This window comes from Bradyrhizobium sp. S3.7.6, assembly GCF_054061875.1.
Genome location: NZ_JBSSEQ010000001.1, coordinates 5,682,950 through 5,703,052, shown reverse-complemented (window position 1 = coordinate 5,703,052; position 20,103 = coordinate 5,682,950). Strand labels below are relative to the sequence as shown.

Sequence of the window (20,103 nt, the reverse complement as noted above, 5' to 3'; positions counted from 1 at the left end):
CTAAATGCATGCCTTGGCAAACGCCAACGCTGGAGCAATTGCGTTCGCTTAACCGCGACAACGTGACGGCGCAGCTTCATTCGGGTCCGATGATCCCGAACAGCGTGTTGCGCGTAATGTCCGATGCGAACGCGGGCCTCGCCTATCTCACGCTGCTTTATCTCGACTGGCTGTCGCGCCAGATCATGCCCGACACGGCAGAGACCGAATGGCTCGATCGGTTCGCCGCGATCTGGCTGACGCAGCCGCGCAAGGCGGCGAGCTATGCCGCGTGCAAGGTGTCGGCTGATGGGGGCTCAGGCACGGTCTTGCCGGCTGGAACCATCCTTGCAGGCGCCGTCAACAACACCACGGGAGCAGCGATCTATTTCTCGACGCAGGCGACAGTAACGCTCGGCGGTCGTGGTTCGGTCGGTGTGGATGCAGTAGCGATCAATCCCGGCCCGACCGGGCTAGTTGTCGGCTCCTCGCTCGCGCTGCAGACCGGCATTGCAGGTGTCAACGGCGTCCTTCCAATCTTTCAAATCACTGATGGCATCGATGAGGAAACCGATGACGAGCTGCGCGAACGTCTGCTCGATCGTATCCGCCAACCGCCCGTTGGCGGCTCGGCAGAGGATTTCGTTCAGTGGGCGACTGCGACGCCGGGCGTCAACGTTACGCGCGCGTGGTGCTCGCCTGTCGAGATGGGGCCAGGCACGATCACGGTGCGCTTCATGACGGACGATCTCGTCAACAACCTTGACGGCTTTCCGTCTTCAGCCGACATCGCGACCGTTCAGACTTACATCGACACGGTTCGCCCGGTCTGCATCAAAGACCGCTTCATCGTCGCGCCGGTCCCTGAACCCGTCAACTTCACGATCTCTAACCTGTCTCCGGACACGGTCTCTAACCGCAACGCGATCGTTGTCGCCGTGAAGAAGATGTTGTTCCAGCGCGCGGCGCCGGCCCACGCGATCAACGGCATCGAGCAGGACGCACAGACGATCTATCGCGCGTGGGTCAGCGAAGCGGTCTCGTCGATCGGTACGATCGACAGTTTCACGCTGATCATGAACGATCATCCGATGCCCTATCCGGGCTCGATCGGCGTGCTGGGGACGATCGTTTATGCCTGAGAAATGGGTTCAGCGAACGTCCGTCGAATACGCGGAAGGCTGGAACGATCTGCTGCCGACCGGTCCCGCGTGGCCGCGCGAACCCGGTTCGGTGCTGCAATCGGTCATCAGCGGTCTCGCACAGATTTGGGGCGACCAGACCGAAGCCAAGGCAGCGCTGCTGCTCAGCGTCGAGAGCGACCCGCGCAGCACCAACCTGTTGCTGCCTGACTTCGAACGCGCGTGGGGCCTTCCCGACAATTGCCTTCCTAACAATCCGTCCGATGCAGCAACGCGGCGTGTGAACCTCGTCGATAAGATGACGTTCATCGGCGCGCAGTCGCGACAGTTCTTCATCGATCGCGCGACGAAGTACGGCCAGACCGTCAACGTTCGCGAGTATTCGCCGTATCAGTGCGGCATCTCTGGCGTCGGCGATACGACGAACATCGACCCTGACGGGCTCGGTAGTTTCCGCTGGGGCCTCGGTGACGTGACGATCCGCTTCTATTGGACCGTGACAGTCACCGGTCTCACAGCGAGCTGGAACGGCTCCGACCTGTACTGCCTCATGAACCGCTGGAAGCCTGCGCAGACCGTCGTCGTGTTCGATTACTCGGCGCTCGCCGAGCTGCGCGGCTCGCGCCCGTGGAATTCCGGTTACCTCGCTCTGTTTTAACAAGGGGCTCTCATGCCATCACCTAATGACAACGTTCTGATGAAGGACGGCAACGACGCGCCGTTCCGGATGCGTGCGAAGGATGTTTCGACCGCGCAAGATGGATCGCTTCAGGCGGTGCGCCATCTATCGACGCCGTACCCTGTCGATTATGGGATCGGTGGCTGCTATCAGGCTGTCGCCGCGACCGGTGTGATCGCTGCCGGAGCTTCCGCTGGCGCAACCGTGTTTGCGTTTCGCAATCCGTCATCGTCTCTGAGCGCCATCATCCGACGCATCCGTCTCAATGGCTTCACTAACGCAGCCGGCTTCACAAGCGGCATTCTCACGTTTAGCGCAATTGCCGCTCGCACCTTCACAGCGTTCGACACTGGTGGGACGACAATCAGCACTTCAACCGGCAAGCTGCGTTCTGCAATGCCATCATCGAGCGCAGCCGTGATGGTAGCCAATACTACTGCACTCACACCGGGAACGCGAACGCTCGACGCAAGCCCCTTCGCGCGAATGGATTTGGCGGCGCCGACGACTGCGACGACCACGTTCGCTGTGCAGGCTAGTCAGAGCTTGGATGGTTTGTTCTCGCGAGCGGTGGACGAACATCCTCTCTTGCTTGGACTGAACGAAGGCTTCGTCATCCAAGCAACCGTTCCCGCTACTGGAACGTGGAGCTGTGTGCTCACTGTGGCATGGGACGAAGTCCCTCTCGTGAACTACTAAGAGGCGCGCGCTATGCAGTACAACGCACCTTATGCGGGCGCTGGCCCGAACGGCTCCTATGTTGATGGTAACCCCTCGATGGGTCAACAACCGAGCATCATTCCCGCTGCAGCAGTCGAGATGCCGCAGCGTGAGATCGTGAACTGCATTCTGAAAAACCAGATCGCGCCGACCAACGGTGATACGACGCAGCTCGCGCGCGCAATTCAGGTCGATCTCGTCAATTGGGCAGTGGATGTCGGCACCGCGAACAACATTGTCATCAACCTCGACCCGTCGCCGGCCACGCTCGTGCAGGGTCTCAAGGTCTGGGTTCTGATCAAGGTCACGAATACCGGCACGACGACGGTGACCTGTAACGGCATCACCAAGAACTTGTTGACGCAAGGTCTCGTGAACCTTGCGGCCGGCGTGATCGTCGCGAACGGCATCGCGATTATGGTCTATGACGGCACGCAATGGCAGCTCATGCTCGGAACGGCGGCGACCGGTGGTCCGGCAGGCCCGACCGGTGCCACGGGTGCAGCCGGTCCCGCTGGTCCGCAAGGTCCCGCTGGCGCGCCCGGCGCGACCGGTCCTGCCGGTCCCGCTGGTCCGCAAGGTCCGGCCGGTTCTCCGACGAGCTTGATTGTTTCTGGCGGGCAGGTTGGAGCATGGCATCTGATCTGGGCGTCGCTGCAAACCAATCAGGGGTTCAGCGCTTATGTCGCCACAATCCCTTCGATCGGCTACATCATGAATTGGGACACAAGCATCAATTCGATCACTGCCGGGACGTGGCGCGTGACCAGCGCTCACGGTCAGCCGGGTGGCGATAGCCCCAACCCCACGGCGTGCATCGGTCTCGCTCAGAGAATTGCATGATGGCACCGACCATCATCGCCGCGATGTACCCGCGACGCTACGAAGACAGCTACACCGAGATTTTCCTCAAGGTGTGGTTCGAAGAGCTGAGCGAGCCCGTCGAATTTCTAGCGACGCTGTTCGATGGTGAGGGTCATGGCCGAGAGCTGTGGTTCAGGGCGATGAAGGGCGAGTACGGTCCGATCGAGATCATCGGGACGACGCTTCCGCTTCCGCCGTTGCCGTCACCGAAGAGCATGAAGCTCATCGAAGGCACTATCATCAATCAACCAAAACTGTTGGGACATCATGCAAGTTGATATCACGACTTACAGCGACGCCGACTGTGTGCTGACGCAAACGGTCGCGTTCTCGATCGGCTCCAATCCGCTCCATATGCAGGTTCGCTCGACGGCAACTGACGCTACTGTGCAAATCGACTTGACGACTGTGAACGGCATGATCGCGGTCTCGGGTGCCGGCAGCAACGTCGTCACTGTGACCATCCCGCAAAACAAGTTGCGCGATCTGCCGCCAGGCCCGTACGTGCATTCGTGCATCATGTCGTCGGGCGGTGGAAACAGTCGCACTGAAGTCTGGCGCGGCTCGCTCACGCACAACGCCGGCCCGACGCAGTGGGACGCGGGGACGCCGTAAATGAGCGCGACATACTGGAATTACTGCAAGTGGGCTTCGACCACGGCAGGCACTGGCGCGTTCACGGTGGGCACGGCGGCTGCGCCGGACCTCGCCGGACCTCACGCCACGCCGGAAAATTGCAACGTCATCAACGGCCATACGTATCGCTATTATGCGCGAACCGGTTCTCAAACGGAATGGGGCACGGGCGTCTACAATTCGACGACGCACACGCTCTCGCGCACGACGATCATCAATAACTCTGCTGGCACGACCACGCCGATCAACTTCACGAGCAATCCGGTCGTCGATCTCTTCCCGGTGCCGAACATACAACTCGACGGGCAGCAACTGATCAACTACATCCCGGTCAACAAGGCTGGGGACACGATGACCGGCCCACTCACGATGAGCGGCACTTATGTGAACGTTGGCGTGAGCTTGGCGATTGCCGCCGGTGACATCTCCGCTGTGCGACCAAGCGCGCCATCAACAGGTGTTATCTTCCTTGGCAACACCGGCCACTATGTCTACTTCGACGGCTCCAATTACAACATGCCGAGTAACCCGGTTCTCGCCGGCAATGGGCGTCTGTGGGGCAGTAGCGATGCCAGCCAGATTGTCATGCAGTGTCGAGCGGTCTACGTCGGCGACACCCCGATTGGAAATTTCACGCAAGAGCCATTCGGCAGCTACTCCGTTGTTTCTGGTGTTTATGACAATGGCGGCGGCACAGTTCTTGGTCGCTACCGCGCCCACCAATTCCAGCTTAACGGCGGTGGCTGGTTCAACTTCGGATAATTCATGAACATCATCAATCACGGCACATGGTCGCGCTACACGCCTGATCCACATCCGCCCGGGCTCCCGACTTTCACTTCGTTCGCAAAGAGCGACGACAACGGGCGCGACTGGTACGACGCGCTCTATAGCGAGACGCCGCTTTGCGCAGCGGACAGCGTCAAGGTTACAGCGCTCAAGGACGATAAGGGCAACTGGCGCACCATGGCGGCGAACGTGGATGCGACCATGGTCTTCCCGGTCAATCAATTGCTGCTTGAGATCACAGACTATAACGGCACTGATCCGCAAGCTGATCTAGGCGGGAAATACTATCATCCTGATACGAACACCATCGACGCTATAGCGCCGCCGCTGCAGGGCATAGGCGATCTGATCGCCTATGCAAACCTCGCGCAGTGGGCCAAGGCGACGGGCGGCTACACGACGACCGTGAACGGCGACACTTGCCGCATCCCGACCTCAACGGAAAGCCTGTCCCTGATCAACGGCAAGTTCGCGCGGCTGCAGCAGCCGAACCCGCCGACCTCGATCGCGTGGCAGGTCGGCCCGACGACGTTCGTCGATATCCCGGTCGCTGACTTCACGACGCTCGCTGTCGCTATTGCCGACTTCGTGCAGGTGACTTTCGACAAGCTGCGCAACGAAGTGCTGCCGGCGATCGAGGCCGGCACGATCACCGCGACCGAACAGATCGATACTGCTTTCGCTACGCTCTAAGGGGCTTTCATCACATGGCAAATTACGACTGGTCTGGGCAGTCCGTCTGGGCTCCCGGGGCGTGGGCGCCCGGCGCGTGGCTCAGTGGCGCGTGGTTGCCGGGGGCGTGGCTTTCGGCTGCCGTACCCGCCAAGATCGCGTTGCTTCGAGCCCACGGGCTCGCTGCAAAGCCTCTTGCTGTGATGGCGTCGCCTCCGACGATCACCATGAACGCGACGGCGAACGCCAATAGCTCCGTCGTCCCCGCGAACTACGACGCCAAATATACTGCGACCGATCCGCTGTTCACCTATGTCGGCGGCGTGGTCGCAACGCAGGCATCCTCCGGGCCGCCCGGTGCGTTCTGGGCAAAGGGGGCGGGCTCCAACCTTGGCACCGGCAACGGCTATCAGGGCAGCAGTGGGGTGTACTTCAAGACGGCCGACGCGAACGTTGACCTGTCATTCGTCGCGCAGAACAACATTCAGTGCGGCTACCGCATTTCCATCGACGTGCTCGACGGCAACGGATTGAAAGCGACCGCGCTGCAGCCGCGCACGGACATTCAAGCGCTCGCGGACTTCAGCGGTCATCGCGTCAAGATCGCGAACGGCTCCAGCGTAATGCGGGGCTATCGCGTAGAGTTTGAAAACTTCCTGTTCTTCGCTGGCGTTGACGTCGCCGGCACGATCCAGAAATGGGACCCGGGCGGGCCGACCGTCCTCGTCACGGGCGACAGCCATACGGACGGAACGGGCGCGAGTTCAAAACTCCTTGGCATGGCTCAGCGGCTTAAGGAAGCGCTCGGCGTCGATAACGTTCTCGCGCAAGGGCAGGGCGGCACGGGATATCTTACGACCTCCATCGCTGGCACGGAAACCATGCGGGCGCGCATTCCGAATGAGATCACGCCGCGCAATCCCGATCTGCTCATCGACTTGGGAGGATACAACGATCAAACCCCGACGCCTGCGGCATTGCAGGCGGAAGTGACGGCGTATTATGCCGGGCTCACAGCCGCACTCCCGAATGTCCCCGTGATCAAGGTGCTGCCGCCGCGCAGAGGCATTTCTACCGGCGCAGGCTTCACGCCGTCGCAAGCTCGCGCGGACGCGATCAAGGCCGCAGTGCAGGCCGATAGCCGCTATGGGAAATTGGTGTTCCTCGTCGATAGCTGGGCGGCGGATTGGGAGCACGGCACCGGTCGCGTCGGCGCTACGACGGGCGACGGTAACGCTGACACTTGGGTCGGGACCGACAACGTGCACCGTACTGACGTGGGGCACAGCGGCTGGCAGACCTTGATGGGGCCAGCGATCAGGACGGCTCTAGGGATCAGTTCGCTTACCGTGCCCGATACCAACAGTTTCCCGAACGATCGCTATGCGGCCGGATCGTATATGGCTATTGAGGCGGTCAATAATTTGGCGCTGACCCGCACGCAATCGTTTACCGTGAATAAGGGCAGCTTCCCGAACGGCACCAAGTTCAACTGGTCATGGCCCGCAGGAGCCGACGACACTGTTAAGTCGTGGAATGCGATTGATTACGGCAATTATCTTGATGGCGCAGGCGCGGTGCCAGTCGCAATTGCGGCGTCCAAGATCAGTGCGATCACAGCTCTCAAGAGCACGCATTCGGGTGTCTACACCGCATCGGCCGACAGCGGCAACTTCGCGCTGGATTGGTTCTTGTTCTCCGATACCTCTGGTACTACCGCGAAGATGGTTGCGGAGTTCGAGGTCTATTATCACACGCCAAACGCGACTAAGACGTTCATAGACGGCCTGACCAATCTCGGCACCTACACCTCTGTCGCGATTGACGGCACGCCATCCATCGCTTGGAAAGTTGCGCGCCAGTCGGCGAACTTCTTCGGCGTGCCGTACTATCTCGCCTATCCGGTTGATCAATCGGACAAGCCAGCGATCACCTTCGACGCGAAGGCGTTCATGGCATGGCTCAGCGCGGCCAACCCGACGACCGGCCAAACCTACCTGACCGGTAACGAATATTTCACTGGTTATGCGCTCGGCATCGAACCGCTAAAAGGTACGGGCTCGCTTGTTGTCGATTGGTCGAACACCTACGCGGTCACGACGCCGACGAATTTGATCAGCGCTGGCGCCGTCAACGACCTGACCAATGCATTCTGGACAAAGAGCGGCGCTGATCCGCTGACCGGAGCGCTCACAGAGCAGACCAATAACGGCGTTCACGGCGTGACCGGCACGGTCAGCAAGACCGCTGTGTCGAAGAACTACGTCTACAGCTTCGACGTCGATACGGCCCGCTCCCGGTCGTGGATATTCCTGCAAGTCAGTACGCCTGATTTCGGTGCGACTGGCGCGGCGCAGGCATATCTCGACATCACGAATGCTGTTGCTGGCGTGGGCTATTCCGCCAGCGGCTCTTTCACTATCGGAACGCCATCGGTCGTATCCATCGGCGGCGGAAAGTCGCGAGTGTCCTTGCCGTTCACGGCGGGGGTCAGCGGCAACAACACGCAGGACACGTCCCTCTTGCTTCAGGCGCGGCTCGCTACCGGTAACTTCGCCCAAAGCTATCTCGGTGATGTCACGAAGGGCATGAACATCCAGAATGCTCAGCTCTACGAAGTCTAAGCAAACATAGACGGCGCCGAGAAAGACCAACGGTTCGCCCGGCCCTCCGGGCGGAACGGCGCAGGCTCCTCGCGCCGTCACACTTGCCGCGAGCCTCACAAGCTCGCGGCCTTTTTCACAACATTGGAGAATATCGATGAGCTGGCGTTTAGCGCTCGGCCTCGTGACGTTGCGCGAACAGGTCAACAAGGTCTGGCCGAACCGCAGCAAGGAAAGCGACGGCTCGATCGGCGACGAACATCATTCTGCGCGGCTGTCAGACCATAACCCTGACGAGCATGGCATCGTTCATGCGATCGACATCACGCATGACCCGAAAGGCGGCTTCGACAGCTACGCCTTTGCCGACATGATCTTGCGGAAGCAGGATGCCCGGCTCCGCTACGTGATCAGCAATCGCCGCATCGGCTCCGGTCCGCAGGGTCCGCAGCCGGGCGTCTGGCGGCACTACAGCGGCGCCAACGCGCACGACCATCACTGCCACATCTCGATCAATTACGGCTCGCTCGCCGATCAGACCGAGCCGTGGGACATCGATGGCGTCGCAGCTCCGAGCGCCGAGACGGTCGCGGCCTACAAGGCGCCGCCCGCGACGCTGAAGCTCGGCAGCTCCGGGCCTGACGTGATCACGCTGCAGGCGAAGGCGGCGCTCGGCACGATCGTCGTCGATGGCGAATTCGGCCCGAAGACGCGCGACGCGGTCATCGCGTTCCAGAAGAAGCAGGGCCTCGTCGCTGATGGCGTTGTCGGCCCGCAGACGTGGGCAGCCCTCAAGTAATCCGCGCGCGACGGACTTCGCGCAACACAAAAGAGGAGTGAAGGAAAATGACTGGTGATCAAATCTGGGGCATCGCTCGCACGATCCTCGCCGCCGCTGGCGGTTACTTCGTTGCGAAGGGTTACGTTGACACCGACACGATGACGACCATCCTGGGCGGTGTCGGTACTGTGTTCGTCGCGGTGTGGTCGGTCATGACGAAGAAGCCGGCCGCCTAATGGCGACAGCGCTCGCGGTCATGCAAGTGATCGCGGCGCTCGCCGGCCTTCTCAGCAAGCTCATCACGATGACGCAGTCTGAGAGGGACCGGCAAGCCGGCCGCGACGAAGTCAAGGCGAAGGTGAACGCAGAGACAGCGGAAACAACTGATGCGATGGATCAAGTTCAGCGCCCCAATGATGATGCTGTTGCTGACAGCCTGCAACGCGGAGATTTCTGACGATATCGTCGTCAAGGCAATCTGCCCGACGATCGTCAAATACGACAAGGAGACGCAGGATCGAGCGCTTCTAGAATACCGCGCTCTTCCCTCTGGCTCTGCGATCCGCTTGTTCATCGGCGACTACAAGCGCCTCCGTGATCAGGTGAATGCGTGCCGTCTGCGCGCGGGGCAATAGATGAGCGAGATTGCGGAGGAAGTTTTAAAACTCGGCACGGCGGGTCTGATCTGCCTCGTGCTACTGTGGTGTCTGTACAAGTCGGAGCAGCGCGAAGCGAAGAAAGACGCTCGCATTCAATTGCTCGAAAATCAGCTCATTGAAAGTTACGATGAGCGCATCGTGGCGGCTGGTCAGATTGCGGAAGCGATGACATCAACCCGCAGTGCGGTCGAAGCCCTGACAATCGAGATCAGGGCGAGATCGGTAATCGATATCAGCAGGGCGAGGCCGCTTTAAATGAGGTCCATCCTCAATAATATCCGCCGCGCCTTCAATGATGATGGTCGCAACGATCGGGATTTCTCCGTTCAAGAACAACGGCTGCAGGAAGTGCAAAAGCATCTTCAGGAAGCCGCTGACGGTCTCACACGCGCAGCCGCGATCCTCTCCGACCTCATCCGGCTGCGAAACTAGAAAGCGGTCAATAACTAGCGGCGGCCATCTATCCAAGCCAGCCGGCTCGGGGCTAGATCGCGGCCACGGGGCGGCGTCGCCCTTCCGGCGCGCCGTTGATCCCGTTTTCGGTTTGCGAGCCTCCTAGAACCGGCCGCCCCATGAGCGCCCCCAAAGCAGGCTCTAGGGCGGCCGTTTTTCTGAGGCGGGGGTTATGAGGGTCATCCCAATCAACGCGCTCCAGCCTCATTATTTCGAACCTGAAGCACCTTCTCGCGGCCAAGGTCGCCGACCCGGCCAAAACCATCCCGGGAGACCGTCATGTGGCCGTTCCCTGACCATGAGATTGAGCGGCTGATCCTGAAGGTCCGTCACTCGATCAAAACTGAACTCGACCAACTGAAGGAAATGATCATGTCTCTGCAGCCTGCCGTTCAAGCTCTTGCCGACGCCGTCGCCGCCAACAATGCCGCGATCGGCGATGCCGTCGCCGAGATCGTCTCGGTCGAAGCCAAGGTCGTCGATCTCTCGAAGCAGGTCACCGACCTGCAGGCACAGGTCGCTGCTGGCGGCGAGATCGACGCCGAGAACCTCGACGCGATCGTGCAGGCGACTGCCAGCGTCTCGGCCGGCGTCGCCAGCCTGAAGGCCGCCATGCCGGCGCCTGTGCAGCCGGCTGTGTCCCAGACCGCGACCGACGCCGCTGCTGTCGCTGCCGGCGCCGCGTAAGAGCTAGGGGCGCCGGTCATCCGGCTTTGGTTCCTTCGGGGATCGGTACAGCGAAAGCCGGGGCCAGCCTCTAACGATCTAGCGCGCATCGGCTAGTGGCCCGGCCGCGCACCGGGCGATGATGCAAGAAAGCCCCGGCTTCGGCCGGGGCTTTTTTCTGTCAGTCCCATGAGGAAAGAATGATCAACGCACTCGGTTCAGCTCTCCCGATCATCTGCGCGGCGCAATTCTCATTCGCGCCGTTGCCAACTGTCACGCAGATCATGGCGATGCTCGCCAATACGGGCGCGACCGCTATTCGAATTGATGTCCCATGGGCCGACACAGAGCTTGCGGTCGGGGTCTATGCGGTCTCGCCATATCTCGACGGGCTCATCGCGGCGGTACGCGCGTCGGGCCGCTCGGTTGTGCTTGTGCTCGACTATGGCAATCGGCTTTACCCTGGGTCGGGCGATTGGAACCTGCCGCCGCGCGACGCGGCATCGTGCGCGGCCTTCGCGAATTACGCCGCTTGGCTGGTCGGGCAGTATGCCGGGCCTGATGTCTGGTTTGAGATTTACAATGAACCGAACAATCCGGCCTTCTGGGCGAGCGCGGTCAACCCGACGCAATATGCGGCGCTGCTCTCAGCGTGCATCTTGAAGATGCGAGCGGCGCCGAAGGGCGCGACCGCGAACATCATCAGCGCGGGGGTCGGTTCGGCCATGGCACAGGACGATCAGAACCCCTTCATGAAGACGGTCGCGGCGACGGTCGGCGCGACGACGATGGCGAAGCTGACTGCGCAGACGATCCATCCGTATGACGCCAACTATCCGCCTGAAGCGGTGCTGTCGTTCATCGATCGCTATCGCGCGGCGGTGCCCTGCAGCGGGCCTCTCGTGGTTACTGAGTGGGGTTACAACAGCCAATGGCTTGGTGGCGACGAGACGAAACGCGCGCTCTACGTGGCCCGCATGATCGGCAGCGCGGTGCTTGCGGGTCTGCCGATGGTCACGATCTTCAGCCTGATTGATAGCGGGCCGGACGCGATCAATCCTGAAATGACTTTCGGCCTTCATCGCTTTGACAAGACGCCGAAGCTCGCGGCCACTGCGGTCAAGACAATGGCGGCTGCTCTGGCGGGCACGATCACCTATGACGCCGAGAAGGTGGGCACGTTCTACCGGATTACGCTGCGCAAGGCGAACGGTAAGGTGACCAAGATCATTTGGAGCGACGCGCCGGTCACGAGCATCACCGAGCCGATGGCGTCGGTGTCTGCCCTCGATGATACCAACGGCGCGCGCCCATGGTTCCGGTTCGTGCCGGGCGGCTTGATGATCACGATCGGCTCGACGATCGCGCCGCAAATTATCACCGGCACATAGGACCCTGTCGGTCCAAACGATAAAGCCCCGGCTTCGGCCGGGGCTTTTTTTTGTGTCTGAGAAACACGCGCGTGTAGTCGTTGCGGGTTCATTCAATTCGTGGGTCGCTTACCGGCGAGCCGTTGACGAGGTTGTCTAGCTCCTCTTGCCTCTCGCGCGCCCATGCTTGCGCCTTGACCCTAGCCTCCTTGCTCGTCATCGTGTCGGGCTGGAGGCGTCGCCCCGCATCGTCGTCCCAGTAGAAAAACTTGCTTTCGCGACCGTCGGGAAAGCGCACCTCGAAGCTGCCGGTGTCTTCAATGCCTTCGGGGTGATGGGGGACTATGCGGATGCGGTTCATCGAAACTGATCCCGAACGCGACGGTACGCAGGGTGGTTCGGGTTCTTGACTTTGATCCAATGATCGCAACGGCCGACGCGGTATGCGCGCTCGCGATGCTTGGAAATGAGCCCTTCCAAATTCATGTTGCAGGCCGCTCGGAACAACTCCGGGCCGATGTCCCCCTGTTCAAACGGCGCAACGAAGATGCCGTCAGACCGGCGCGCGAGCAGCCGCGCGAGATTGGTCTTGCGGAGCGATAGCGGTAGCATCCTGTAATCATCCCCATCCCCGGCGAGCATGTCGAAGGCGTAGAATTGCACCTCATTGTCATGCTTGCGCGATTGCAGCGCCGAAAAATCCGAGATGCCGTCAACACCAAGGACAACGGCCTCGCCGTCGATGACGAAATGTTCCCGCCGGTTCCTTAACGCGCTTTCCACGATCCAAGGGTAGCGCGCGCTCCAGTCATGTCCGCCTTTGGTGAGCAGGCGCACGCGCTTGCCCTCCCGCAACACGAACATGCGGTAGCCGTCGTATTTGATTTCATGCAGCCAATCCGGACCGGTGGGAACCTTGGGCCGCTTGGTCGGCAGGCAAAACTCAAAACGCTTCGTCATTATCCGCCGCAGGTATGCACGGCCGACCGCTTTTTCCAGAGCCTGGTTCCCGGCAAGACACGCAATCTGCGGCGCAATTCTTTCCGCGACCGGCCTAGCTTTTGGCCCGACCGGTTTATACTTTTTACTCCGGTCAATGGAGTTGTGCGTATGGCCTCGCCCTCGATCATCCCGAACGATCGACTGGATAAGGATTTCTATTTCGTTCTCGAAGACTATCGGAGCGGCGCTGCGTTCCGGGAGACGGATGAGGGGATCGATCACACCACGCTCATCAACGATCTGATCACCGGCCAGTACGGCCAGGTGCTGCGGGTCGTTGTCTGCAACCCGGTTGAGGGATGGGCGAGGGACGCCAGCGAGGACATCGCGCACGAGCTGGAGCAGCGGCTTGCTGCGGAGGACCACGAGATATCCGAGAGGCTGAAGGACTTCATTGAAGCCCATCTCGGCCGCTCGATTGGCGTTCAATTGCCGCTACCGCTGAGAGACGGGCGCGGTTGAGACGGACCCGGGGGCGGCCGGGTCCGTCTCTCTCCCGATGTCGGCGGCGGTTAACACCTTCACCGGAAGATTTCGATCGAGGCGATCTCGGCGGGCGCCGGGGGCACTGTTCGCCGAGACCGCCTCTGTCACCTAGCATTAAGCGGGGGAGCTGCTGCTAGGTGCATCTGCTGCCGGCATCACTGCCGCCATGATCTCGGTGAGCGACGGGATAGGGATTTGCTTCACCTTGTACCACTGTTCGCTCTCGACGATATCTTCCCATACGCGCATTCCAAAGCGGCGTTGATCGATCTCGCCTTGTATGACGATCACGATCTCGCCGTTCACGGTCTTGCGGAAATGCGCGATGCGCAAGCCCGCCCATTCCTTGCCTTTGACCGGCGAGTAAATCCACCAAACCTCATGAAAGTCAGCGTGCGGGATCGGCATCAATGCCTCCTGCCGGCGCCGTTGTGGTCAATCGCGTCATCATCTTCTCAACACCTTTGATGAAGCCGAGCGCGTCCATGCGCGATCCTTCACCACGCTTGAAACTCCACACGCTTGCCGAGCTGCCAATGATCGCCGGTCCATATCGCCTCGAAATACGCCTTCAGGTCGTCGGCCATGGCGGCGCGCGTCTTGCCGTCGAGATATTGCGTAGACACGCGCGTGCGTGCTTCCTCATAGATCAGGGCAGGGGCGTTAGCCGCCGAGCTGAACAACGGGACTTGTACTTTCACGATGGTCATCACTTCACCTTAGAACCGCGCAAGCACTCCTTGATGTGCTCGGGCATGTCAGGGAATTCGCGGATGTAGCGGCATGTTGCGCACACCGGCAAGCCATCGTGGTCGCCGTACTTGTGGATATGATCGCCGCAGTCGGTGCAGACGAATTCATGGGCATGATCGAGATCGAGGTCGCCCTTATTGATCTCGACCGAGTGTTGCTCTGTCATCAGTCGCACCGCGCCACTTCGAATGAGCCATCGGGTTGGATGATAGCGAAGATACTCGCGTGATACATGACGATACGTTCGTCACGCAAGCGCAGCTCGCAGATCGGATTAAGCGGCGGGTCTTCCGGCCACTGCAGCACGTCGCCATCGTACATCGTCCAATGGCTCGGCACCAACGGCGCCCAACCTCCATGTTGACCATATCGTTCGTTGATCTGCTCCTTCGCCGGACGCGGATCGCGATCGTCGATGAAGTCAGGGAAATATCCCATGTGCTCGATGGTCGCTTTCGGGTGTCGCGGGATGAAGGTGATCATGACTTACCTCTCTTCAACGGCGCGTCGATCAGGTTCTCTCGAAACAGGTGTAATGAGCGCTCTACGGCGAGAGCTGCGTCTAAGACCTTTACAGGGTAGTAGCCACTAACCAAATTCATGACTTGCTCCGCGACTACTCGGAGCCATTCCGCATAGTCCGAAGGCGACATTTCGTTGGTGCTATCGGAGACGAGCTTTTCAGCAGCGGCGCGCAAGTCTTCGCGATAATATAGAAACCCATTTGTTGTGATTTCATCGTCCGTAACGATGGCGCACCATGCATCATCCAGTCTCGATTTTAACGTCATGACCAGTTGCAGACAGCGGCGGCATCTTGTCGCTGCCGATGAACTCTTCGGATACTTGTTGATGTCGAACATGGTTAGACCGCAGTGAAGAGCGCTAGTCAGGGGTGCTACTGCCTGATGCTGTTGGACTGTCATTTTTGGATAAACGCGCGTCATGCCACTGCCCTGTGCCTGTTAGCGAGCTTCAGAAACCGCTCCTCATCGTATTCGAGCATCATCTTCTGCGCGAGGAGCTGATCGTACAGCGGCACGGCGCCGAGATCGCAGTGACCGCACAGGCGATAAAGCGGAGCGAGGTCGATGCCTTCGAGCGGTGCAGAGAGTACGTCGATATTAGCGACCATGTGTCCGGCATCGCGGATGCGATAGTGCTGCTTTGACAGGCCGCCTTCGACGATGAACCATTTGTTTTTCTCGAAGGTCTCGCGCTGTGCCGGCGTAAGGTGCGCCAGCAGCAGCTCACGCGAGCGAGCGACGGCTTCGGCGGGATGGGCGCGCATGATCTGGCGCGCCTGATTGCGTTGCTCCATCGCGTAGTACTGGCGGACGTCATCCCAGACGGCTTGCTCTCTGGAGCGCCGAGCGATGTATGGGGCGGCTGGTCTTATCATGCGTGTCGCCGGGATGTAGGTGAAGTTTCCAGTGTTGTCGATCGCCCAATTATCGGCGGCGCACCAAACCGCATGCATGTAAATCGGCGTCGTCGTGGTTGTTGCCGTCGTGGCATTGCTCGCCCAATTGACCCACGTCGGCAGAGTTGACGATGTTGTCGTCGCGGTCGGCGACGTGATCCATCTGCTTCCGCTCGTGTTGTTGCAATAGATCGGCATCCTAGCCTCCGATCTCCCTGACCTCTTCGCGTGTGGTCAGTTTGATCAGTTTGAATTTCTTCCAGCGCACGAGCTTCGACAGGTGCTCGGCCTGCTCGATGATGAAGGGCAGGCGAGCCTCGTCAGCGGCGACCAATGGCATGATCATGCCGTTAGACAAGGTCGCCGCCGCGACGCCTTCGTCGCCCTTACCGTCAACGCTGACGATCATCCAAACCTGATCGATGCGCAGATGGTTCGGCGCGTCGTGGATGATGGGTTCATGGTCGCTCAGCTTCTCGGCCATGGGCCTAGCCTCCACGAAGCTGCGGCACCAACAGCACCTTGGCGGCGGCGCCGACGTCCTCGAAGCGATCGATGCGCCGACCTTGTCCCTCGACCTCGATGCCGTTCTCTTCGGTGATCGAGATCGCGAACGCCGTGTAACCTTTCGCCTTGTAGTCATCGAACTTGGCTTTCGCCGCCTTCACGGCGACAGCATCATCCGCGTCCCAGCTCATCGAGGTGTGGCCGGTCAAGTCCATAATGTTCATCACGTGCTGCATGGTTCACTTCTCCTTCGGGGTTAGAAACATTCCGTCAATACGATCGACCTCGATCTGCTTGCGATCGGCAAGGCGCCGAGCCTGCGCGAGCGCTCGCGTGATCGCCGGCATCTCATCCGGGCCGAGATCGGTTGCCGGCTTGTCCGTGAGCCAGCGCGTGAGATACCGGCTACCGTTCTTTGCGACGATCACCGCGCGGCATTTTCGACTGGACATCTTGAAAGTCTCCCCTCGTGATTACCTCGATCCTCAGAACGTCGAGCTTGCGATTTCGTGCCAGCTCTTTTGCACTCTCGATTGCGGCCCAATGTGTTTCGCACCATCCGGTTGCATGCCGCTCGCCAGACATGGTGATGACGTCGGCGCGTTTGTCGCGGCGTATTAATGGGCTCATACCCGCCGCATCTTAGGCACTAGCCATTCCGGCTGATCAGGCCCGCCAGTCTGCACGATCTCGAACTTCACTCCGTTCGCGTCGCGCTTGATGATGACCTTGGCGCTGCGTCCGCAGTTCTCGCATTTGCGATCCTTGGTCGCCGTCCGATCCATATCGACGATCTTCCATCGCGCCCAATCCGGCGCCGCGCAGAACGGGCAGGGCGCGACTTGCGTCGTCTCCATACCGAACCCCTCGACGCGGCTATTGGCGTCAAACAGGGCGTTGTATTCTCTGGCGTTCATCGGTTCGGTCATGCTGATCCCTTGGTGCTTGTCGAGCGAAGCGCGAACTTCTCGCCGAAGTCGGCCAGCTCATCGTGTATCTGTCCCATGCGGTTCAGGTCGGCGTTTGTCGGTTCAGCCCCAGGCTCCATGATGGTCATCATGCTGGTGAACAGGTGTTGCGCGCCGGCAAAGAACGCCAGATGTGTCTCATCGAGCTGGACCTTGCCGGCAGTGTCCGGCAGCACGGCGAGCCGGTAGCCAATCCATCCGGCTTCGATCAGCTTGCCCCTGTCGGCTAGTTCTTTCGAGAGACGCTGAAGATATGCGCGATCAGCCATGTGTGCCTACCTTATTGATTTCGGCGCGCGCGAATTGAACAGCTCGCTCGTGCATTGCTTCGGCTTCGTCCCATGTGCAGCAGCGTTCCTTATAGCCGAACAAATCCTCTGGGAGCTGTGTGCCGCTTGGCATCTCGATGCCGGTGCCGCGCCGAAAGATCATGGTTTCGAACAGCACAGCTCGGCCTCGACCGAAGCTGTGATCGAGGCCGAGAAACACGGTGCTGACATAAACATCATCGCCAAGGTCGGTCAGAGCGACGCGCCACGGATCGGTGCCCGTCTCTTTCTTCAGAGTGGCGCGGGTCTCGAATTGCTGAACCCACGTCATGAGATCGCGACACAGAACGGGCTCGCGATTGATCAGCAAGTAGCGGCCAATCATCAGGTCGGTGATCGCGGCTGTCGGCGCCAATCGCTCGATCACCGGGAACGGGATGACGTTGTCGCGCGGCTTCATCAAGCGCTGCTGGTCTTGCTCGTTCGGGTTCTGCGGCTCGTCGTCGTCAGCCATCATCGCCTCCTCGTTGTGGGGCGTCTTGCGCTCTCTGCGGTTGAGCGCGCAGGCGGTCGATCTCCTCGCGCAGAGCGTCGTTGATCGCGCGGCTATCGCGAATGTCTGCCTTCAACAAATCGATATCTGCAAGCTGCTCCAACAGCCAGATGCACAGATCAGCATGGTCGGGCCAGGACAGCTCGCGACCGGGCTTCTCTGCCTGCCATCGCTTGATCGCGCGCATGTCGGCGTTCCAGCGCAGATCGAATGAGAATTCGCGCGCCTCGATGTCGTCGGCACCTTCACCGAGCATCGAGGCGGCTTCTTCATCCGTCGATCGGAGGGCGGCAATGCGCATTCGCTTTACAAGATCGCTCATTGCTTCTGCTTCTTGGCCCACGTCTTGAAGTCGTCGATCATCCGTTGCGTCGTGCCGAATTCCGTCACGTCGTCAGGGATGCACTCCATGCAAATCTTCCGAGCTTTCTTCGGCGCGTGCGGCCTGTACTGGATCGCGTGACCGCACTCGGCGCATTTGCCAATCACGTTGTCCGGCAGCATCAGCGACTGAACAGATGTCCATCGCGCGCAAGTCAGGATCACGTTAGCCGGCAGACGTTTGACGACTTTCAAAACCATGTCTCCACAATTACAAAAAGGCGCATTGCTATCTCTCGACGTGAACCTTGCCGCCACGCATGAAGTTGGCGATCTCCGCTGGCGAGCGCTCGCGGCCCGTGCTGTTGCCGCCGACCTCGTGCCACTTGCCGCCCGTCATGCTCGGCGGAAAGATCGTGATGGCGTCGGATGAGTTGAAGCGGATCAGCGCCGCAATGCCTTCTCGCCGGCCGAGCCGATCGAGGTAGCGGCGGAACGACGGGTCGCGATGGGCGTCAGGAAAGGCAGGATCGCACCATACTTGGACGACCTGAATATGCTGCTGCGCGCCGGTCTCGTTATCCTCTGCCGTTATGAAGTCTGGCAGGACATCGACGACCAGATGCGATTGATCGGGGCGGGGCTGGTCGCTCATTCCGTCGTTCACGAGCCAGCGGCAATTCCAGACCCGACATTCGGTCGGCATCTTGCGGGGGAAGTCGTGATAGATCGAACAGCCCTTGTCGAGCTGGAATGAGCAGCGCTTGTTAGCAGGCTTGCCGATGCCTTTGACCGGCATCACCGTGCAGCAGAGCGTGCAGTCTCCGCATTCGCGCTTCATTGCATCTTCTCCGGTATCTCCTCGCCGCCGATCGTCTGTGCGGCCAGGATGAGATCGGCTCGCATTGCCGGAAGCTCGTCGCCATCGATCTCGACGATGACGCCGCCCTCGATGATCACGTCGATGCGCAGCATGTAATGCGCGCGCTGTGCGAACAGGAACGCGCGATCGACGTCGGGGAATGATATGCGCAACATCAATTCGCTCCTTGACCGTTTGTGTGGCCGTTCATGCGCTTCCTTGGCGGAATGCTCTTGATGGTCGCGAGCGCTTTAGCCTCACGCGCCAAACGCCGAGCGCGCGTGTTTTCGGAAATGACCGGGGCACTATTCGACTTCAGCGGCTCGACGGGCAAAAGCTCGGCCTGCAAAGGCTCTGCCGGCGCCGGCTTTAGCCGACATTGGCCGCGCATGATCTCGACCCTATCCGTCTTAGCGAGATAGTCGAGCTTGCGCAGGGCGATCTTCAGCGGCAGTTCCATATCGCGGGCCAGAGCTTCGATCGAATTCCAGCCGGCCGAGACGTACTCAATCGCCTTCTTGCTGCGCGTGCTCAGCTTCTCGACGATCGGCTCCGGCTCTGGCTTAGGCTCCGGCTTGGTCAGCACGTCCTCAATGCGATCCCGAAGCGACATGACCAGATCGGTGAGATCGGCGATCTCGGCGCGCATCATCTTTATCTGATGGTCGGTTGTCTCGACATGGCTCGGGACGGCGAGGGCCTTTGTCAGCTTGCTCGGCTTCGGCTTCGAGACGATTTGGCTCTTGAGCACGAGCCCATCAGCGCGGAATAGCTGCCGAACGCGCGAGCGTTCATTCATGAACCATCGGTGATCGCTCGGCGTCTTGGCGATGATGATGGAGCGGACCTCCTTGGTCGGGTCAGCCTGCCATCGCAGCTCGATGTGACCGCTGCCTCGGGTATGATGCTGGAATTTGATCCCCCATAGATCGAATTCCGATTGCAT

37 protein-coding genes are annotated in these 20,103 nt (G+C 60.2%); 18 read left to right on the top strand and 19 right to left on the bottom strand.

Going from position 1 to position 20,103, the window contains the following annotated elements:
- Positions 1-8: 8 nt before the first annotated feature.
- From ACVJ5M_RS28075 to ACVJ5M_RS27995, 17 genes are all read left to right on the top strand, one after another.
- A complete protein-coding gene (locus ACVJ5M_RS28075; protein ID WP_456679477.1) occupies positions 9-1,121 on the top strand; it encodes a baseplate J/gp47 family protein in 1,113 nt (370 codons plus the stop codon).
- The gene (locus ACVJ5M_RS28070; protein ID WP_456679476.1) at positions 1,114-1,779 is read left to right on the top strand and encodes a putative phage tail protein; all 666 of its coding nucleotides are present in this window, start codon (positions 1,114-1,116) and stop codon (positions 1,777-1,779) included. The genes ACVJ5M_RS28075 and ACVJ5M_RS28070 overlap by 8 nt, the downstream gene beginning before the upstream one ends.
- Positions 1,780-1,818: 39 nt before the next feature.
- Positions 1,819-2,499: a hypothetical protein gene (locus ACVJ5M_RS28065; protein WP_456679475.1), complete on the top strand. Its 681-nt coding sequence runs from the start codon at positions 1,819-1,821 to the stop codon at positions 2,497-2,499.
- Positions 2,500-2,511: 12 nt separating this feature from the next.
- The gene (locus tag ACVJ5M_RS28060; protein WP_456679474.1) at positions 2,512-3,363 is read left to right on the top strand and encodes a collagen-like triple helix repeat-containing protein; all 852 of its coding nucleotides are present in this window, start codon (positions 2,512-2,514) and stop codon (positions 3,361-3,363) included.
- Positions 3,360-3,662 (top strand): hypothetical protein, encoded by a 303-nt coding sequence (locus tag ACVJ5M_RS28055; protein ID WP_456679473.1) that lies wholly within the window; start codon positions 3,360-3,362, stop codon positions 3,660-3,662. Before ACVJ5M_RS28060 ends, ACVJ5M_RS28055 begins: the two co-directional genes overlap by 4 nt.
- Positions 3,652-3,999 (top strand): hypothetical protein, encoded by a 348-nt coding sequence (locus ACVJ5M_RS28050; protein ID WP_456679472.1) that lies wholly within the window; start codon positions 3,652-3,654, stop codon positions 3,997-3,999. The genes ACVJ5M_RS28055 and ACVJ5M_RS28050 overlap by 11 nt, the downstream gene beginning before the upstream one ends.
- Positions 4,000-4,782 carry a hypothetical protein gene (locus ACVJ5M_RS28045; RefSeq protein ID WP_456679471.1) on the top strand — a complete coding sequence of 261 codons (783 nt, stop codon included), beginning with the start codon at positions 4,000-4,002 and terminating at the stop codon, positions 4,780-4,782.
- 3 nt (positions 4,783-4,785) lie between these two features.
- Complete coding sequence (locus ACVJ5M_RS28040) at positions 4,786-5,502, top strand: DUF4376 domain-containing protein (RefSeq protein WP_456679470.1); 717 nt, start codon at positions 4,786-4,788, stop codon at positions 5,500-5,502.
- Between the two features lie 14 nt (positions 5,503-5,516).
- Positions 5,517-8,105: an SGNH/GDSL hydrolase family protein gene (locus ACVJ5M_RS28035; RefSeq protein WP_456679469.1), complete on the top strand. Its 2,589-nt coding sequence runs from the start codon at positions 5,517-5,519 to the stop codon at positions 8,103-8,105.
- 136 nt (positions 8,106-8,241) lie between these two features.
- Positions 8,242-8,883 carry a peptidoglycan-binding domain-containing protein gene (locus ACVJ5M_RS28030; protein WP_456679468.1) on the top strand — a complete coding sequence of 214 codons (642 nt, stop codon included), beginning with the start codon at positions 8,242-8,244 and terminating at the stop codon, positions 8,881-8,883.
- A gap of 47 nt (positions 8,884-8,930) precedes the next feature.
- Positions 8,931-9,101: a Pam3-gp28 family putative phage holin gene (locus tag ACVJ5M_RS28025; RefSeq protein WP_456679467.1), complete on the top strand. Its 171-nt coding sequence runs from the start codon at positions 8,931-8,933 to the stop codon at positions 9,099-9,101.
- Positions 9,101-9,322 carry a hypothetical protein gene (locus ACVJ5M_RS28020; RefSeq protein ID WP_456679466.1) on the top strand — a complete coding sequence of 74 codons (222 nt, stop codon included), beginning with the start codon at positions 9,101-9,103 and terminating at the stop codon, positions 9,320-9,322. Before ACVJ5M_RS28025 ends, ACVJ5M_RS28020 begins: the two co-directional genes overlap by 1 nt.
- Positions 9,252-9,500 carry a hypothetical protein gene (locus tag ACVJ5M_RS28015; protein ID WP_456679465.1) on the top strand — a complete coding sequence of 83 codons (249 nt, stop codon included), beginning with the start codon at positions 9,252-9,254 and terminating at the stop codon, positions 9,498-9,500. Before ACVJ5M_RS28020 ends, ACVJ5M_RS28015 begins: the two co-directional genes overlap by 71 nt.
- Positions 9,501-9,779: a hypothetical protein gene (locus tag ACVJ5M_RS28010; RefSeq protein ID WP_456679464.1), complete on the top strand. Its 279-nt coding sequence runs from the start codon at positions 9,501-9,503 to the stop codon at positions 9,777-9,779.
- Positions 9,780-9,956 carry a hypothetical protein gene (locus ACVJ5M_RS28005; RefSeq protein ID WP_456679463.1) on the top strand — a complete coding sequence of 59 codons (177 nt, stop codon included), beginning with the start codon at positions 9,780-9,782 and terminating at the stop codon, positions 9,954-9,956. It abuts the gene before it with no gap.
- 300 nt (positions 9,957-10,256) lie between these two features.
- Positions 10,257-10,664 (top strand): hypothetical protein, encoded by a 408-nt coding sequence (locus tag ACVJ5M_RS28000; protein ID WP_456679462.1) that lies wholly within the window; start codon positions 10,257-10,259, stop codon positions 10,662-10,664.
- 179 nt (positions 10,665-10,843) lie between these two features.
- Positions 10,844-12,034, top strand: coding sequence for a hypothetical protein (locus ACVJ5M_RS27995; protein WP_456679461.1), 1,191 nt, complete (start codon positions 10,844-10,846; stop codon positions 12,032-12,034).
- An 88-nt stretch (positions 12,035-12,122) separates the two neighbouring features.
- On the opposite strand, the gene ACVJ5M_RS27990 is transcribed toward ACVJ5M_RS27995, so the two are convergent.
- Complete coding sequence (locus ACVJ5M_RS27990; RefSeq protein WP_456679460.1) at positions 12,123-12,374, bottom strand: hypothetical protein; 252 nt, start codon at positions 12,372-12,374, stop codon at positions 12,123-12,125.
- Positions 12,371-12,973, bottom strand: coding sequence for an ATP-dependent DNA ligase (locus tag ACVJ5M_RS27985; protein ID WP_456679459.1), 603 nt, complete (start codon positions 12,971-12,973; stop codon positions 12,371-12,373). The genes ACVJ5M_RS27990 and ACVJ5M_RS27985 overlap by 4 nt, the downstream gene beginning before the upstream one ends.
- 150 nt (positions 12,974-13,123) lie before the next feature.
- On the opposite strand from ACVJ5M_RS27985, the gene ACVJ5M_RS27980 reads away from it, so the two are divergent.
- The gene (locus ACVJ5M_RS27980) at positions 13,124-13,477 is read left to right on the top strand and encodes a hypothetical protein (protein ID WP_456679458.1); all 354 of its coding nucleotides are present in this window, start codon (positions 13,124-13,126) and stop codon (positions 13,475-13,477) included.
- A gap of 138 nt (positions 13,478-13,615) precedes the next feature.
- Here ACVJ5M_RS27980 and ACVJ5M_RS27975 read toward each other — a convergent pair whose 3' ends face one another.
- From ACVJ5M_RS27975 to ACVJ5M_RS27895, 17 genes are all read right to left on the bottom strand, one after another.
- Complete coding sequence (locus tag ACVJ5M_RS27975) at positions 13,616-13,909, bottom strand: hypothetical protein (protein ID WP_456679457.1); 294 nt, start codon at positions 13,907-13,909, stop codon at positions 13,616-13,618.
- An 89-nt stretch (positions 13,910-13,998) separates the two neighbouring features.
- Positions 13,999-14,211, bottom strand: a complete 213-nt coding sequence (locus tag ACVJ5M_RS27970; protein ID WP_456679456.1) for a hypothetical protein — start codon at positions 14,209-14,211, stop codon at positions 13,999-14,001.
- A complete protein-coding gene (locus tag ACVJ5M_RS27965) occupies positions 14,211-14,420 on the bottom strand; it encodes a hypothetical protein (RefSeq protein WP_456679455.1) in 210 nt (69 codons plus the stop codon). The genes ACVJ5M_RS27970 and ACVJ5M_RS27965 overlap by 1 nt, the downstream gene beginning before the upstream one ends.
- A complete protein-coding gene (locus ACVJ5M_RS27960; RefSeq protein WP_456679454.1) occupies positions 14,420-14,737 on the bottom strand; it encodes a hypothetical protein in 318 nt (105 codons plus the stop codon). The genes ACVJ5M_RS27965 and ACVJ5M_RS27960 overlap by 1 nt, the downstream gene beginning before the upstream one ends.
- Positions 14,734-15,117, bottom strand: a complete 384-nt coding sequence (locus tag ACVJ5M_RS27955; protein WP_456679453.1) for a hypothetical protein — start codon at positions 15,115-15,117, stop codon at positions 14,734-14,736. Before ACVJ5M_RS27955 ends, ACVJ5M_RS27960 begins: the two co-directional genes overlap by 4 nt.
- An 80-nt stretch (positions 15,118-15,197) precedes the next feature.
- Entirely contained in the window at positions 15,198-15,545 is a 348-nt protein-coding gene (locus ACVJ5M_RS27950) for a hypothetical protein (RefSeq protein ID WP_456679452.1), read from the bottom strand.
- Between the two features lie 160 nt (positions 15,546-15,705).
- Positions 15,706-15,840: a hypothetical protein gene (locus ACVJ5M_RS27945; RefSeq protein ID WP_456679451.1), complete on the bottom strand. Its 135-nt coding sequence runs from the start codon at positions 15,838-15,840 to the stop codon at positions 15,706-15,708.
- A gap of 36 nt (positions 15,841-15,876) precedes the next feature.
- Positions 15,877-16,161, bottom strand: a complete 285-nt coding sequence (locus ACVJ5M_RS27940; protein WP_456679450.1) for a hypothetical protein — start codon at positions 16,159-16,161, stop codon at positions 15,877-15,879.
- 4 nt (positions 16,162-16,165) lie between these two features.
- Complete coding sequence (locus tag ACVJ5M_RS27935) at positions 16,166-16,420, bottom strand: hypothetical protein (RefSeq protein ID WP_456679449.1); 255 nt, start codon at positions 16,418-16,420, stop codon at positions 16,166-16,168.
- Between the two features lie 3 nt (positions 16,421-16,423).
- On the bottom strand, positions 16,424-16,636 hold the full coding sequence (locus ACVJ5M_RS27930) for a hypothetical protein (protein WP_456679448.1): 213 nt from the start codon (positions 16,634-16,636) through the stop codon (positions 16,424-16,426).
- Positions 16,637-16,810: 174 nt separating this feature from the next.
- Positions 16,811-17,113: a hypothetical protein gene (locus ACVJ5M_RS27925; RefSeq protein WP_456679447.1), complete on the bottom strand. Its 303-nt coding sequence runs from the start codon at positions 17,111-17,113 to the stop codon at positions 16,811-16,813.
- Positions 17,110-17,421 carry a hypothetical protein gene (locus ACVJ5M_RS27920; RefSeq protein ID WP_456679446.1) on the bottom strand — a complete coding sequence of 104 codons (312 nt, stop codon included), beginning with the start codon at positions 17,419-17,421 and terminating at the stop codon, positions 17,110-17,112. Before ACVJ5M_RS27920 ends, ACVJ5M_RS27925 begins: the two co-directional genes overlap by 4 nt.
- Positions 17,414-17,935, bottom strand: a complete 522-nt coding sequence (locus tag ACVJ5M_RS27915; protein WP_456679445.1) for a hypothetical protein — start codon at positions 17,933-17,935, stop codon at positions 17,414-17,416. The genes ACVJ5M_RS27920 and ACVJ5M_RS27915 overlap by 8 nt, the downstream gene beginning before the upstream one ends.
- Positions 17,928-18,317 carry a hypothetical protein gene (locus tag ACVJ5M_RS27910; protein WP_456679444.1) on the bottom strand — a complete coding sequence of 130 codons (390 nt, stop codon included), beginning with the start codon at positions 18,315-18,317 and terminating at the stop codon, positions 17,928-17,930. The genes ACVJ5M_RS27915 and ACVJ5M_RS27910 overlap by 8 nt, the downstream gene beginning before the upstream one ends.
- A 267-nt stretch (positions 18,318-18,584) precedes the next feature.
- The gene (locus tag ACVJ5M_RS27905; RefSeq protein ID WP_456679443.1) at positions 18,585-19,136 is read right to left on the bottom strand and encodes a hypothetical protein; all 552 of its coding nucleotides are present in this window, start codon (positions 19,134-19,136) and stop codon (positions 18,585-18,587) included.
- Entirely contained in the window at positions 19,133-19,333 is a 201-nt protein-coding gene (locus ACVJ5M_RS27900) for a hypothetical protein (RefSeq protein WP_456679442.1), read from the bottom strand. Before ACVJ5M_RS27900 ends, ACVJ5M_RS27905 begins: the two co-directional genes overlap by 4 nt.
- Entirely contained in the window at positions 19,333-19,809 is a 477-nt protein-coding gene (locus ACVJ5M_RS27895) for a hypothetical protein (protein WP_456679441.1), read from the bottom strand. Before ACVJ5M_RS27895 ends, ACVJ5M_RS27900 begins: the two co-directional genes overlap by 1 nt.
- Positions 19,810-20,103: the final 294 nt, after the last annotated feature.

Bases quoted from the DNA above. Each gene is read 5' to 3' on its own strand.
- ACVJ5M_RS28075 (WP_456679477.1), top strand. From the start codon at position 9: ATGCCTTGGCAAACGCCAACGCTGGAGCAATTGCGTTCGCTTAACCGC.
- ACVJ5M_RS28070 (WP_456679476.1), top strand. From the start codon at position 1,114: ATGCCTGAGAAATGGGTTCAGCGAACGTCCGTCGAATACGCGGAAGGC.
- ACVJ5M_RS28065 (WP_456679475.1), top strand. From the start codon at position 1,819: ATGAAGGACGGCAACGACGCGCCGTTCCGGATGCGTGCGAAGGATGTT.
- ACVJ5M_RS28060 (WP_456679474.1), top strand. From the start codon at position 2,512: ATGCAGTACAACGCACCTTATGCGGGCGCTGGCCCGAACGGCTCCTAT.
- ACVJ5M_RS28055 (WP_456679473.1), top strand. From the start codon at position 3,360: ATGATGGCACCGACCATCATCGCCGCGATGTACCCGCGACGCTACGAA.
- ACVJ5M_RS28050 (WP_456679472.1), top strand. From the start codon at position 3,652: ATGCAAGTTGATATCACGACTTACAGCGACGCCGACTGTGTGCTGACG.
- ACVJ5M_RS28045 (WP_456679471.1), top strand. From the start codon at position 4,000: ATGAGCGCGACATACTGGAATTACTGCAAGTGGGCTTCGACCACGGCA.
- ACVJ5M_RS28040 (WP_456679470.1), top strand. From the start codon at position 4,786: ATGAACATCATCAATCACGGCACATGGTCGCGCTACACGCCTGATCCA.
- ACVJ5M_RS28035 (WP_456679469.1), top strand. From the start codon at position 5,517: ATGGCAAATTACGACTGGTCTGGGCAGTCCGTCTGGGCTCCCGGGGCG.
- ACVJ5M_RS28030 (WP_456679468.1), top strand. From the start codon at position 8,242: ATGAGCTGGCGTTTAGCGCTCGGCCTCGTGACGTTGCGCGAACAGGTC.
- ACVJ5M_RS28025 (WP_456679467.1), top strand. From the start codon at position 8,931: ATGACTGGTGATCAAATCTGGGGCATCGCTCGCACGATCCTCGCCGCC.
- ACVJ5M_RS28020 (WP_456679466.1), top strand. From the start codon at position 9,101: ATGGCGACAGCGCTCGCGGTCATGCAAGTGATCGCGGCGCTCGCCGGC.
- ACVJ5M_RS28015 (WP_456679465.1), top strand. From the start codon at position 9,252: ATGCGATGGATCAAGTTCAGCGCCCCAATGATGATGCTGTTGCTGACA.
- ACVJ5M_RS28010 (WP_456679464.1), top strand. From the start codon at position 9,501: ATGAGCGAGATTGCGGAGGAAGTTTTAAAACTCGGCACGGCGGGTCTG.
- ACVJ5M_RS28005 (WP_456679463.1), top strand. From the start codon at position 9,780: ATGAGGTCCATCCTCAATAATATCCGCCGCGCCTTCAATGATGATGGT.
- ACVJ5M_RS28000 (WP_456679462.1), top strand. From the start codon at position 10,257: ATGTGGCCGTTCCCTGACCATGAGATTGAGCGGCTGATCCTGAAGGTC.
- ACVJ5M_RS27995 (WP_456679461.1), top strand. From the start codon at position 10,844: ATGATCAACGCACTCGGTTCAGCTCTCCCGATCATCTGCGCGGCGCAA.
- ACVJ5M_RS27990 (WP_456679460.1), bottom strand. From the start codon at position 12,374: ATGAACCGCATCCGCATAGTCCCCCATCACCCCGAAGGCATTGAAGAC.
- ACVJ5M_RS27985 (WP_456679459.1), bottom strand. From the start codon at position 12,973: ATGACGAAGCGTTTTGAGTTTTGCCTGCCGACCAAGCGGCCCAAGGTT.
- ACVJ5M_RS27980 (WP_456679458.1), top strand. From the start codon at position 13,124: ATGGCCTCGCCCTCGATCATCCCGAACGATCGACTGGATAAGGATTTC.
- ACVJ5M_RS27975 (WP_456679457.1), bottom strand. From the start codon at position 13,909: ATGCCGATCCCGCACGCTGACTTTCATGAGGTTTGGTGGATTTACTCG.
- ACVJ5M_RS27970 (WP_456679456.1), bottom strand. From the start codon at position 14,211: ATGACCATCGTGAAAGTACAAGTCCCGTTGTTCAGCTCGGCGGCTAAC.
- ACVJ5M_RS27965 (WP_456679455.1), bottom strand. From the start codon at position 14,420: ATGACAGAGCAACACTCGGTCGAGATCAATAAGGGCGACCTCGATCTC.
- ACVJ5M_RS27960 (WP_456679454.1), bottom strand. From the start codon at position 14,737: ATGATCACCTTCATCCCGCGACACCCGAAAGCGACCATCGAGCACATG.
- ACVJ5M_RS27955 (WP_456679453.1), bottom strand. From the start codon at position 15,117: ATGTTCGACATCAACAAGTATCCGAAGAGTTCATCGGCAGCGACAAGA.
- ACVJ5M_RS27950 (WP_456679452.1), bottom strand. From the start codon at position 15,545: ATGCGCGCCCATCCCGCCGAAGCCGTCGCTCGCTCGCGTGAGCTGCTG.
- ACVJ5M_RS27945 (WP_456679451.1), bottom strand. From the start codon at position 15,840: ATGGATCACGTCGCCGACCGCGACGACAACATCGTCAACTCTGCCGAC.
- ACVJ5M_RS27940 (WP_456679450.1), bottom strand. From the start codon at position 16,161: ATGGCCGAGAAGCTGAGCGACCATGAACCCATCATCCACGACGCGCCG.
- ACVJ5M_RS27935 (WP_456679449.1), bottom strand. From the start codon at position 16,420: ATGCAGCACGTGATGAACATTATGGACTTGACCGGCCACACCTCGATG.
- ACVJ5M_RS27930 (WP_456679448.1), bottom strand. From the start codon at position 16,636: ATGTCCAGTCGAAAATGCCGCGCGGTGATCGTCGCAAAGAACGGTAGC.
- ACVJ5M_RS27925 (WP_456679447.1), bottom strand. From the start codon at position 17,113: ATGACCGAACCGATGAACGCCAGAGAATACAACGCCCTGTTTGACGCC.
- ACVJ5M_RS27920 (WP_456679446.1), bottom strand. From the start codon at position 17,421: ATGGCTGATCGCGCATATCTTCAGCGTCTCTCGAAAGAACTAGCCGAC.
- ACVJ5M_RS27915 (WP_456679445.1), bottom strand. From the start codon at position 17,935: ATGGCTGACGACGACGAGCCGCAGAACCCGAACGAGCAAGACCAGCAG.
- ACVJ5M_RS27905 (WP_456679443.1), bottom strand. From the start codon at position 19,136: ATGAAGCGCGAATGCGGAGACTGCACGCTCTGCTGCACGGTGATGCCG.
- ACVJ5M_RS27900 (WP_456679442.1), bottom strand. From the start codon at position 19,333: ATGTTGCGCATATCATTCCCCGACGTCGATCGCGCGTTCCTGTTCGCA.
- ACVJ5M_RS27895 (WP_456679441.1), bottom strand. From the start codon at position 19,809: ATGATGCGCGCCGAGATCGCCGATCTCACCGATCTGGTCATGTCGCTT.